This window comes from Mesorhizobium sp. WSM1343, assembly GCF_055901535.1.
Window position 1 is genome coordinate 26319 of the sequence record NZ_CM148370.1, and the last position, 11710, is coordinate 38028.

The following is an 11710-nucleotide window of genomic DNA, read 5'->3' on the forward strand; positions in this document are numbered from 1 at the left end:
ACTTCCGGCGCCGCTGTCAGGCGGCGACCGCGTCCTTGAGCGCCTTGGCGAGATCGGTCTTTTCCCAGGAGAAAGACCCATCACGGCCGGCCTTGCGGCCGAAATGGCCGTAGGACGACGTCTTGGCGTAGATCGGTTTGTTGAGATCGAGGTGACGGCGGATGCCCGACGGCGACAGATCCATCACCGTGCGCAGCGCGTCCTCGAGCTTTGCCTCGTCGACCTTGCCGGTACCGTGCAAGTCGACATAGACCGACAGCGGCTGGGCGACGCCGATGGCGTAGGAAAGCTGGATGGTGCAGCGGTCGGCGAGTTTCGCCGCCACCACGTTCTTGGCCAGGTAGCGCGCCGCATAGGCTGCCGAACGATCCACCTTGGTGGTGTCCTTGCCGGAGAAGGCGCCGCCGCCATGGGGTGCGGCACCACCGTAGGTGTCGACGATGATCTTGCGGCCGGTCAGGCCGGCGTCGCCGTCCGGCCCGCCGATGACGAACTTGCCGGTCGGATTGATGTACCACATGCAATCGTCGGCGATCTTGAGGTCGCCCAGCGCCTCGCGGATATAGGGTTCGACGACCTTGCGGACCTTCTTTGAATCCCAGCTCGCATCGAGATGCTGCGTGGACAGCACGATCTGCGTCGCCTCGGCGGCCTTGCCGTCGACATAGCGAACGGTGACCTGGCTCTTGGCATCCGGCCCGAGCCTGCCGGCTTCACCGCTGCCTTCGTGGCGGGCAGCAGCCAGCAGTTCGAGGATCTTGTGGCTGTAGTAGATCGGCGCCGGCATCAAATCCGGCGTCTCGCGGCAGGCATAACCGAACATGATGCCCTGGTCGCCGGCACCCTCTTCGCCCTGACGGTCGGCAGCGTTGTCGACGCCCTGGCCGATGTCAGGCGACTGGCCGTGCAGCAGAACCTCGATCTTCGCCGTTTTCCAGTGGAAGCCGGCCTGCTCGTAGCCGATTTCGCGGATCGCCTTGCGGGCGACCGATTTGAACTTGGCCGGATTGACGACCGGATGGCCGGCGGCATCCTTGAGGATGTTGCCTGCCTTGTCCTTCTTCAGCAGCGTTTCCGGGACGCGCACTTCGCCGGCGATGACGACACGGTTGGTGGTGGCCAGCGTCTCGCAGGCGACACGGACTTTCCACGGGTCCATGCCGGTCTTCTTGGCTTCGCGATAGACCAGATCGACGATCTCGTCGGAAATCCGGTCACAGACTTTGTCGGGATGGCCCTCGGCAACGGATTCCGAGGTAAAGAAGTAGTTCTGCCGCGTCACGGGTGTCCCCTCTTGAAAAACGATCGGCAGGCTGCCGATTTTGGCGCGCCACGTGTTAGCGGGGCGAAGCGCCGCTCGTCAAGCGGTGCTTCGGCTCTGGCATGAATGTCGATGCCGTTATCTTGTGCCACCGGCGGCGGGGCGCCGCCGGTCCTGGCGTGATTGAGGATCAGTCGGGATCGTCGGCGGAGAGGGACTTGACCAGGTCTATGATCCTGCGGCGCACCTTGGCGTCGGCGATCTTGACAAAGGCCCGGTTGAGCTGAAGGCCTTCAGGGCTGCCGCAGAATTCGACAGCGAAAGCCATCGAAGCGTCCTCGGCAAATCCACGGCCCGCCACAGGCTCCTGGCCGGGCGCATCCTCAAAAAAGAAAGCGACAGGCACGCCGAGTATGGACGCGATCGCCTGCAGACGGCTGGCGCCGACGCGGTTGGTGCCCTTTTCATATTTCTGAATCTGTTGAAATGTGATGCCGAGGTTTTCTCCCAGCTTTTCCTGGCTCATTCCAAGCATGTTGCGGCGAAGCCGAATGCGACTGCCAACATGGATGTCGATCGGATTCGGTTTCTTCTTGTTATCTTCTGTCATTTTTTCCTCGCCGAATTTTTTCGGCTTTCTCTATTTTTTTCCTGCCCAAACAAAGCCGGAGGCAACTGCCCCAACAGAACGATCCACCGGCTTCGAGAAATTTTCAGGCACTTACAGTATGAGTTTCTAATGTGTTGGCTGTCAATTCACCCGTAGCCTTTGCCTTACGTTCAACAGCGCTGCCCCAACGGCAAACAGCAACATGATCAGCATTCCGTTAATGCGCCGTTGGCCGGGAGATATGAGCGCCTGTCCGGAAGTCGGTATGTGGGCATCGATGGCGCCGCGCGCGTCGATAGCAAGCGCATCGACGATGCGCCCGCGCGGATCGACGACGGCCGAGATGCCGTTGTTGGCGGCACGCACCAATGGCAATCCATTTTCCACCGCACGGATCTGGGCCTGCCTGAAATGCTGATACGGACCCGGCGTGTCGCCGAACCACGCATCATTGGTAACGTTCACAATAAGCTGCGCTGACGCAGCGTCAACTGCCACAAGATCGGGAAAGATCACCTCATAACAGATAAATGGCAGCGCACGGATGCCGTCGGGCAGCGTAATGGCGTGCCGCTCATTGCCGGCCGCGAAACTCATCGGCCCGGCAACCAGTTGCTCGATGCCGAAACGCTGGAGCAGATCGGCGAAAGGCAGGTATTCGCCGAACGGCACCAGGTGAACCTTGTCGACGGCGTCGGTGATTTCACCCTTGTCGTCGATCGCCACCACGGAGTTGTAGTAGCGGCTGTCGGCATTTGCGGCCGAGCCGCCTTCCTCGCGGACGACGCCGGCAATCAGCATCTGGCCGGGTCCGAGCATATCCCCCAGCGCCGTCAATGCGTCCGGACGCTCGGTGAAGAGGAACGGCACCGAGGTTTCGGGCCACAGGATCAGTTGCGGCTTTTGATGGCCTGGATCCGGCGCCTTGCCCGAGAGCCCCATCAGGACCGCGAAGATGCGGTCGCGCACCGAGGCATCCCATTTTTCCGACAGGTCCACGGCCGGCTGGACAATGCGGACATCCAGGCTGCGTGAAGCTGGCGATTCGGGAGCGGCAAGCCTGATATAGCCGAAGCCGACATGGGCAGCGACGAGCACGACAAACAGTGCCGCGCCGAGGCGCAGGTGCCGACGTGCCGCCAGCAGTGCCGGCAGTGCGAAGACGAACACCGCGAGCGCGTTCATGCCGATCATGCCCGTCACCGAGACGCTCTGCATCAGCAGCGGCACGGGCATGGCCGCGTAGCCGACGGCATTCCAGGGAAAACCGGTGAACAGGAAATCGCGCAGCCATTCCGCCAGGCCGAAGCCGAAGGCAAGGGCGGCGATGCGGCCAATGTCGTTGCTCCACAGCAGCCGAGCAACGATTGCCGCAAAGCCGTAGAAAAAGGCGAGCATGAAAGGAATGCCGACCACCGCGAAGGGAAGCGCCCAGGCAAAGCTGTCGGCCTCGACCAGCAGCGCCGAGCCGATCCACCAGAGGCCGGCGAGGAAATAGCCGAAACCGAACCACCAACCGACGGCGAAAGCCGGCCGCATACGCCGGAACAGACTGCCTGAAGCTTCGCCGGTGGCGCCGTCGAGCAGCCAGACCAGCAGCGGGAACGAGACGAAACAGGCGGCGAAGAAGTCGTAAGGCGCCTGCCCAAGCACCGCGAGGGCGCCTGCGAGAAACGCCACGAGCGCACGCCGCCAACCCCAAAGCAGAATTATCCGGCCGGTGAGGCGCTCCATGCATACTTCCGAGTCGCGAATCAGGACACAAGATTTAACAGGCTGCGCTCCGCGCTCCAAACGGCGCATGGGCTAGCTGAGATGCACAGCTCCGGCCCTGCCTACCGGTGCCAACCCTCGATCTGAACGCCCCCCAGCCGCTCGGCCTCCTCGCGCTGAACCGAACGGATGGTCTGCGTGAAGGTCCAGACATGGCCCTCGGGGTCGCGTGCACGATACTGGCGCTCACCGTAGAACTGATCCGCCGGCTCCTGGATTATATCAGCGTCGAGCGCCCGCGCCTGCTCGCAATGCGCATCCAGGCCACCCTTCAGCCTGACATAGATCGACTGCGTGTTCTTGCCCGAGAGCGAAGCCGGGCTGGCGACGTAATCGCTCCATTCGGAATCGACGATGATGTAGCTGTCGCCGAACCGCATCTCTGCATGGATGAGCTTTCCCTCGGCATCGCTGACCACCATGCTGCGCTCGAAGCCGAAAGCCGCCTCGAGCCAGTCCAGCGCGGCATGCGGATCCTTGTAGAAAACACCAGAGCCCAGACTTGGATGCTTGAACGGGTCGTCGATAGTCATCGTGCGAGCGAAACGCTCACGCCTGTTCGGTGCGCGCCGTGGCACGCCGGCGACGCTCACCCTTCTGGCTCTGCACGATGCGCACGCGCTTGACGCGGCGCGGATCAGCGTCGAGGACGTGAAATTCGAAACCGGGTATGGCCTGCACCACCTCGCCGCGGGCCGGAACACGGCCAAGCGTGTTGAAAATCATGCCGCCGATGGTGTCGACATATTCGCCATGTTCACCGGCGGCGAAATCCCCGCCGATCATCTTGGCGACGTCGTCGATCTCGGCCTTGCCATCGACGATGAACACGCCGTCGCCGCTCTGGGTGATCATCGGCTCGTCGTCGTCATGCTCGTCCTCGATGTCGCCGACCACCATCTCGACGATGTCTTCCAGCGAGGCAAGGCCGTCGGTGCCGCCATATTCATCGATGACCAGCGCCATTTGCGTGCGCGTCGTCTGCATGCGAGCCATCAGGTCGGAGGCGAGCATCGACGGCGGCACGAACAGCACCGGGCGGATCAGATTGAGGTCGCCAATGGTGCGTGCGAGATCGACCTGGGCGAGATCGAGAACCGTGGCGACGGGTGTTTTCCTGGTCGAGCGGCCCTTCTTGACGCGCGCGATCTTGGTGATGTGGGCCAGCACATCACGGATATGGACCATGCCGCGCGGATCATCGAGGGTCTCTGAATAGACCGGCATGCGGGAATGGCCGGATTGCTCGAAGGTGCCCAGCAGATCGCCGAGCGTCGTCGTGATTTCGACCCCTTGAATGTCGGCGCGCGGTACCATGACGTCCTCGACGCGCACTTCGCGCAGCCGCAGGATGTTGTTGAGCATGGCGCGTTCGCCGGGCGAGAAGGCGCCGGCATCGCTCGTTGTCTCGGCAAGCGCGCCGGCGATTTCCTCCCGCAGGCTGGTTCCGTTGCGTTGCCTGAACAGGCCAAGAACGCGGTCGAACAGGGAGGGACCGGCAGGCGATGTCTCGCTGGCAGCGCTGCCGATGCTGGCAGCACCAGAGGTGCCGGCAGCAGCAGAGGTACTGCTAGCACCAGAGGTAACGGTACTCGGACTTGATCCCTCTTCCGACGTATCGGAAGCCTTGGTTGCACTGCCGGCGTCGGGGCGGGCGGCAGTCTCTGGTTTGTCGTTCATCGTCGTCCGGTCAATTGGTCAGATGTAGTTACGCGTAGGGGTCGGGAATGGCAAGCCTTGCAAGCGCCGCGCGTTCGACGGCTTCCATCGCCTCGGCCTCGGCCTCGGTCTCGTGATCGTAGCCCAGCAGATGCAGCAGGCCGTGGATGACGAGATGGGTGATATGGTTCTCGACAGGCTTGTCTTCCAGTACCGCTTCATGGGCGACCGTTTCGGCGGCCAGCACGATGTCGCCCAGCATCGGCGGCAACGGACCGCCCTGCGCAAACGGAAAAGCCGGGAAAGACAAGACGTTGGTCGGTTTGTCCTTGCCGCGCCAGCCGGCGTTGAGAACCTGGATATGGGCGTCGTCGGAAAAAACGAGACTGAGTTCGGAACGGCCCGCCACGCCGGTTTCGGCAAAAGCCGCCTTAACGGCCCGATCGACCAGCCGCGTCAGGCTTGCCTCGTCGGGCCAGTTGCCCGCCTCAACCGCTATGTCGATGTCGACGGGAATATTCCCGTCGCCGGATATTATGTCCTCAGGCATGAAGCCGCATCGCCAACATCAATTCTCGGCGCCGAGGCCACGCGCCAGCTTGGCGTCCCGGTCGTAGGCCCTGACGATTTCCGCCACCAGCGGATGGCGGACCACGTCGCCGTCGTTGAAGCGCACGGTGACCGCGCCCGCCACGCCGTCCAGCACCCGCAAGGCTTCGACCAGGCCCGATTTGGTGTTCGAGGGAAGGTCGATCTGGGTCGGATCGCCGGTGACGATCATGCGCGAGTTTTCGCCCAGACGCGTCAGGAACATCTTCATCTGCATCGGCGTGGTGTTCTGCGCCTCGTCGAGGATGACGGCGGCATGCGCCAGCGTGCGGCCGCGCATGAAGGCAAGCGGCGCGATTTCGATCACTTCGGCGGCAATGGCGCGCTCGACCTTGTCGGCCGGCATCATGTCGTAGAGCGCGTCATAGAGCGGCCGCAGATAGGGATCGACCTTCTCCTTCATGTCGCCGGGCAGGAAGCCCAGCCGCTCGCCGGCCTCGACCGCCGGCCGCGAGAGAATGATGCGCTCGACCATGCCGCGCTCGAGCAGCATCGCCGCGTGCGCCACCGCCAGGTAGGTCTTGCCGGTGCCGGCCGGGCCGATGCCGAACACCAGTTCCGACCGTTCCAGCGCCCGCATATAGGCGTCCTGGTTGAGCGAACGGGCATAGATCGTCTTCTTGCGGGTGGCGATCTGGGCGGCGGAGACCTTGCCCTTGCGTTCCAGCGTTGGCAGGGTCAACTGATCGTCGGCGGCAATCGCCATGCGCACGGCGCCGTCAACGTCGGACTGGCCGATATCGACGCCTTTCTGGAGAATGCCGTAAAGATTGTCCAGGGCGCGGCGCGCCTGCTCGGCGGCAGAAGCGGACCCTTTGATGGTCAGCTGGTTGCCGCGTGAGCGGATGTCGACGCCAAGCTTCTGCTCGAGCCGGGCGAGGTTTTCGTCGAACTGACCATAAAGGGCGCTGGCAAGCTTGTTGTTGTCGAAAGTCAGAACGATGTGCGCCATGTCAGAAGCCCCAGATGCCGGTACCGGGGGCAGGTTCTTCAGCTCTGCTGCGCTCAACCGTCTCTCCTCATCTGCCGAGACCCTCAGGCCAATTCGGCGAACAGGCTGTTGTAGCCCGTCTTCGTGATTCGCACTTGGATAATGTCACCGATTTCGCCGGCCTTTTCATCAACAATAACCGGCTGCAGCCAAGGTGAGCGGCCAACCTTCTGGCCGGCCTGGCGGCCGGGCTTCTCGATCAGCGTGTCGATGGTGCTGCCGACGAGGCTCAAGCCGAAGTCCTGCTGCTGCTTCACAAGCAGAGGCTGCAGCCGCTGCAGGCGCTCGTCCTTGACCGCTTCCGGCACATGATCGGCCATTTCGGCGCCTGGCGTGCCGGGACGCGGCGAATATTTGAAGGAGAAGGCCGAGGCGTAATTCACCTGACGCACCAGCTCCATGGTCGCCTCGAAATCCGCCTCGGTCTCGCCGGGGAAGCCGACGATGAAGTCGCCGGAAAGCGCGATGTCAGGCCGGGCAGTGCGGATACGGTCGAGCAGCGCCAGATAATCCCTCGCCGTGTGCCGGCGATTCATCGCCTTGAGGATGCGGTCGGAGCCTGATTGCACCGGCAGATGCAGATAGGGCATCAACGACGGCAGATCGCGATGGGCCGCTATCAGCTCGTCATCCATGTCGCGCGGGTGGCTGGTGGTGTAGCGCAGACGCGCCAGCCCGGGGATTTCGGCCAGCCTGAACAGCAGGCGGCCAAGGCCCCACTCGTGGCCGTTCTCGCCCTGGCCATGCCAGGCATTGACGTTCTGGCCAAGCAGCGTCACTTCGCGCACCCCGGCTTCAGCCAGGCGCTCAGCCTCCGCGACAATCTGCGCCACCGGCCGGGAAACTTCGGAGCCTCTGGTATAGGGCACGACGCAGAAGGTGCAGAACTTGTCGCAGCCTTCCTGCACGGTGAGGAAGGCGGTGACGCCGCGCTTGATGACCTCGGCGCGCTTGGACTGCGGCAGATGCTCGAACTTGTCCTCGATGGCGTAGTCGGTCTCGACGATCTTTTCGCCGCCGCGCACCCGCGCCAGCACGTCGGGGAGCCGGTGATAAGTCTGCGGGCCGATGACCAGGTCGACGGCCGGCGAACGGCGGATGATCTCGGCGCCTTCGGCCTGCGCCACGCAGCCGGCGACGCCGACCAGCATCTCGCGGCCGGCCAGGGCACGCTCGGCTTTCATGTCGCGGATACGGCCGAGCTCGGAATAGACCTTTTCGGCCGCCTTCTCCCTGATATGACAGGTGTTCAGCAGCACCAGGTCCGCCTCGCCAATGGCATCGGTCGCGGAATAGCCGTCGGCAGCCAGCGCATCGGCCATACGCTGCGAATCATAGACGTTCATCTGGCAGCCATAGGTCTTGATGAAGACTTTTTTCGCTGCCGTGGAAAGCACTGCCGGCTGTCCAGCCATAGTGCCGATGTCGTCGCTTTCTATCGTGTTCAAGTCCATAAGGCGGCTTCTAACGCCTTTCCGTGACAAAAAACAGACGATTCTCGGCCCGCGCCAGCAAGGGCATGCCGGGGCTAGCGGCTCGGCCGCGGGTCGGCAAGCGCCGCCTGCATCATCTCACGCACCTGGCTTTCCATCAGTTTCGACGTCTCCTTGCGGTTCGAACCCTTGGAAAAGGCGATTGCCTCGCCGAAATGCACCTCGACGTCGAGCGCGCCCTCCGCCAGCAATACCTTGAGATGCGGCATCAAATCCTCATCGCCGATCCAGGCGGCAAGCGGGCGATGCCGGCGGCCGAGCGGCACGCCGTGCAGACGCGTATAGGCGATCGCCACCGGCTGGATGAACACCTGTTCCGCCGCGCCTTCCGAAATCGCCATCGAGGCGGCGCCGAACAGCGTGCTCTTGAACGGCAGGACCATATTGCCGTCGCCGGTCGAGCCCTCGGCAAACAGCACCATCGCATCGCCCTTGGCCATGCGGCTGGCAATCTCGCTTGCCTGGTCGCCCGACGAACGCTTGCGCTCGCGCTCGATGAACACGGTACGCTGCAGCTTCGAAAGCATGCCGATCAGCGGCCAGCCTTCCATATCAGCCCTGGCGATGAATTTTACGTCGGCAAAAGAGCCGAGCACCATGATGTCGGTCCAGGAGATGTGATTGGACGCAACCAGCAGCGGGCGCTTGTCGGACAGCGTCCCCTTGACATGGATGCGCATGCCGAGCGCCCTGATGATCAGCCTGTGCCAGATCTTGAGGATGAAGGTTTCCGGCCACCAGCCGGTCTTCATCGACAGTATCTGTAACGGCACGAGGACCAGCGAACCGGCGACAACGAGGCCCAGCGCCAGGAAAATCCTGATTTTCTTGATCATCGCCCCATCCCGGCCGTCTCGCTAGCGAAGATCGCGGCGCATGACAAGCGCGCCGGTCGGTCCGTGTTCGGCCGACCTGTAGTAATTCGGCCGCTTGCCGACCTCGCGGAAGCCCAGCCGGCGATAAAGCGCGATCGCCGCGACATTGGTCTCGTCGACCTCGAGGAACAGCGCTTCGGCGCGCTGCGCGTGCAGTTCGCGCAACACCGCGTCCATCAATTGCCAGCCCAACCCCTGCCGGCGATGCGATCGCGCCACCGCGACGGTCAGGATCTCGCCCTCGCCTGCCGCAAGCCGCGCCAGCACGAAGCCGACGGGCGGCTTGGAGCCCTGTCCGGTTTCGCGCGCGGCATAGCCGAACACGGTGTCCTGTTCGAGCAAGGCGGCAAATTCGCCATCGGTCCAGGGGCGGACAAAGTCCTCGCGATGCAGCAGCGAGACCGCCGGACTGTCGGCGATCCTCAGCGGCTCGAGCGCATAGTCCCGGCGGCGTGGTTGGAGAAAAGGTATGCGCATCTAATCTTTGTTTTCTTGTTTGACCATGATCTCCGGACAAACGGGAACCGTTGTCCGTGAAAACCGGCTTCCACTTTTCGGGATCATGGTCTGATCCTTGAAAGAATGAACCCGGCCTGCGGCTTGGCGTCGGCGCCGCGCAGATAGAGTGGTTTCGGCCGTTCGCCCGCGCCCTTGGCGGCAGCCAGGCGGGCGTAGGTGACAATGTCGGCGGTGGCCGTCCGAGGGCCGACATCGAATTCGCGCCCGGCCGATGCGCTGATGAGCGCTGCAGCGGTGCCGGCAAGCACCGGAGACGTTGCCATCGCCATTGCCACCACGTCGGCCAGCGTGGCCACGGCCGGACCGTAAGTCAATACTAACCTTTCGTCGTAAAAGGCCGCGTGGATCTCCTCACGGCCGGCATCCAGCGCCGCCAGCACGGCGCGACCGGGAAATGCCGTCGCTGCTTCGGCAGCCAGCGCCTCCAGTGTCGTCACTCCGATTGCCGGTATCTTCAGCGCCAGCGCCAGGCCACGCGCGGTCGAGACGCCGACCCGCAGACCGGTGAAGGAACCGGGGCCGACAGACACGGCAATGGCGCCAAGACCTGCATAGTCGGTTGCGCCTGCCTCCAGCGCTTCGGCGATGACCGCCATCAGCTGCTCGGCATGGCCCTTGCCGAGATCGAGCACCGAGCGGCCGAGCTCCCGCTTCGCCGTCGCGTCATAGACGCTAGCAGCGCAGAGGTTGGCGGCACAGTCGATGGCAAGCAATTTCATGAAGCAACCGGTTCGAAAACAATTCCCTGTGCCCGCCACGGCCCGCCACCGCAAGGGGATAGTGCATAATTCGTTAAGCGGCTTCGCTTGTGGCCTATGCGGCCTGCTCGATGCGCAGCATGTGGTTGTCCCAGACATAGTCCGGTTCGGAGCGTGTCGCACCACTGCCCTCGACGATCTCGCCAGCGCCGGTGGTGGCCATGAAGCCGGTTCCGTCAGGTGCCACGCCGCAGACCTCGACCAGCGCGCTGTTCGCGACGACCCGGCCGCTGGCCGAATCGAGCACGACAAGCGAGTTGCCTTCCGGCGAGGAGACCGCGACCGTGCCGGCAGCCGGATTGGCGGCGACCGAGCCTATGTAGTTGCGGAAGCCGGACAAAACGTCCTGCGGCATGTCGAGCAGTTGCAGATCCTTGCCGCGCGTGGCGCGACCGACCAGCAACGGACGATCGGTGCCCGGCCCCCGGTACTGGCAGCCGAACCAGACGGTTCCGGATGGATCTGTGTCCATGTGGCGGATAGACAGCTGATGCAGTGCGGCCGGCAATTCGTGCTTCTCGATAAGGTCGCCGGTGGCGCGGTCTATCAGCACGTAGGACGGCTTCATGGTCGCAATGTTGAGCTCGGCGCGGCCGTAATCCGGATGGGTCTCGATGCCGCCATTTGCTACCGCAATCGTCCTGCCATCGCCCAGGAGCAGAAGCTCGTGCGGACCCATTCCATAGGTCGGGAACTCGCCGACACGGCTGAATTTCGCCCGCGCATCGTAGACGCCGACGACGCCAGCGGCGTTGTCGAAGTCGTTTTCGGTGGCATAGAGCAGCGCACCGTCGGCCGAAAACACGCCATGGCCGAAGAAATGCCGGCCGGCGATGCTGGCGATGGTCAGCGGCGCATCACGGCCCGAATGGTCGAAAACCACGGCAAAGGTGCCGGGTTGCCGCGCGAAGACCACCGAGCGTTTCGATATGGGATCGAAGGTGACATCGTGGCCGCGATCGGGCAGATCGATCGCATGCAGGACTTTGCCGGCCTCGGACAGGACGGCAGCGCCAAAGCTGCCGTCGCGTTTGACGAAAGCGGTGGCGAAGACGGCGTCGGCCGAAAGCGTCGTTGCCCAGGCCGATGGCGCCATCGCGGCCATGAAGCCAACGCCTGCAGCTCTCAGGAAATCGCGGCGATCTATCAGCGGGGTTTTCAA

12 protein-coding genes are annotated in these 11710 nt (G+C 63.4%); all 12 read right to left on the reverse strand.

Annotated elements, in window-relative coordinates; translation table 11 throughout:
- Nucleotides 1–16 precede the first annotated feature (16 nt).
- The 12 genes from metK to AC0NIL_RS00190 all read right to left on the reverse strand — a co-directional run bounded on the left by metK (nucleotide 17) and on the right by AC0NIL_RS00190 (nucleotide 11710).
- Nucleotides 17–1282 carry a methionine adenosyltransferase gene (metK, locus tag AC0NIL_RS00135; protein WP_024503461.1) on the reverse strand — a complete coding sequence of 422 codons (1266 nt, stop codon included), beginning with the start codon at nucleotides 1280–1282 and terminating at the stop codon, nucleotides 17–19.
- A gap of 169 nt (nucleotides 1283–1451) precedes the next feature.
- Nucleotides 1452–1871 (reverse strand): helix-turn-helix domain-containing protein, encoded by a 420-nt coding sequence (locus AC0NIL_RS00140; RefSeq protein WP_013527901.1) that lies wholly within the window; start codon nucleotides 1869–1871, stop codon nucleotides 1452–1454.
- Between the two features lie 141 nt (nucleotides 1872–2012).
- Entirely contained in the window at nucleotides 2013–3605 is a 1593-nt protein-coding gene (gene lnt / locus AC0NIL_RS00145; RefSeq protein WP_473573248.1) for an apolipoprotein N-acyltransferase, read from the reverse strand.
- Nucleotides 3606–3706: 101 nt separating this feature from the next.
- Nucleotides 3707–4177, reverse strand: a complete 471-nt coding sequence (locus tag AC0NIL_RS00150; RefSeq protein ID WP_013527903.1) for a VOC family protein — start codon at nucleotides 4175–4177, stop codon at nucleotides 3707–3709.
- Nucleotides 4178–4193: 16 nt separating this feature from the next.
- The gene (locus tag AC0NIL_RS00155) at nucleotides 4194–5324 is read right to left on the reverse strand and encodes a hemolysin family protein (RefSeq protein ID WP_063171169.1); all 1131 of its coding nucleotides are present in this window, start codon (nucleotides 5322–5324) and stop codon (nucleotides 4194–4196) included.
- A gap of 28 nt (nucleotides 5325–5352) precedes the next feature.
- Nucleotides 5353–5853, reverse strand: coding sequence for an rRNA maturation RNase YbeY (ybeY, locus tag AC0NIL_RS00160; RefSeq protein WP_013527905.1), 501 nt, complete (start codon nucleotides 5851–5853; stop codon nucleotides 5353–5355).
- Nucleotides 5854–5871: 18 nt separating this feature from the next.
- The gene (locus AC0NIL_RS00165) at nucleotides 5872–6864 is read right to left on the reverse strand and encodes a PhoH family protein (RefSeq protein WP_023758127.1); all 993 of its coding nucleotides are present in this window, start codon (nucleotides 6862–6864) and stop codon (nucleotides 5872–5874) included.
- Nucleotides 6865–6947: 83 nt separating this feature from the next.
- Entirely contained in the window at nucleotides 6948–8318 is a 1371-nt protein-coding gene (gene miaB / locus AC0NIL_RS00170; RefSeq protein ID WP_473573296.1) for a tRNA (N6-isopentenyl adenosine(37)-C2)-methylthiotransferase MiaB, read from the reverse strand.
- Between the two features lie 113 nt (nucleotides 8319–8431).
- Nucleotides 8432–9232 carry a lyso-ornithine lipid O-acyltransferase gene (gene olsA / locus AC0NIL_RS00175; protein ID WP_063169990.1) on the reverse strand — a complete coding sequence of 267 codons (801 nt, stop codon included), beginning with the start codon at nucleotides 9230–9232 and terminating at the stop codon, nucleotides 8432–8434.
- Between the two features lie 21 nt (nucleotides 9233–9253).
- Nucleotides 9254–9748 (reverse strand): ribosomal protein S18-alanine N-acetyltransferase, encoded by a 495-nt coding sequence (gene rimI, locus AC0NIL_RS00180; RefSeq protein WP_024503455.1) that lies wholly within the window; start codon nucleotides 9746–9748, stop codon nucleotides 9254–9256.
- Between the two features lie 83 nt (nucleotides 9749–9831).
- Nucleotides 9832–10509 (reverse strand): tRNA (adenosine(37)-N6)-threonylcarbamoyltransferase complex dimerization subunit type 1 TsaB, encoded by a 678-nt coding sequence (tsaB, locus tag AC0NIL_RS00185; protein WP_013527910.1) that lies wholly within the window; start codon nucleotides 10507–10509, stop codon nucleotides 9832–9834.
- A gap of 94 nt (nucleotides 10510–10603) precedes the next feature.
- On the reverse strand, nucleotides 10604–11710 hold the full coding sequence (locus AC0NIL_RS00190) for a DUF1513 domain-containing protein (RefSeq protein WP_337122885.1): 1107 nt from the start codon (nucleotides 11708–11710) through the stop codon (nucleotides 10604–10606).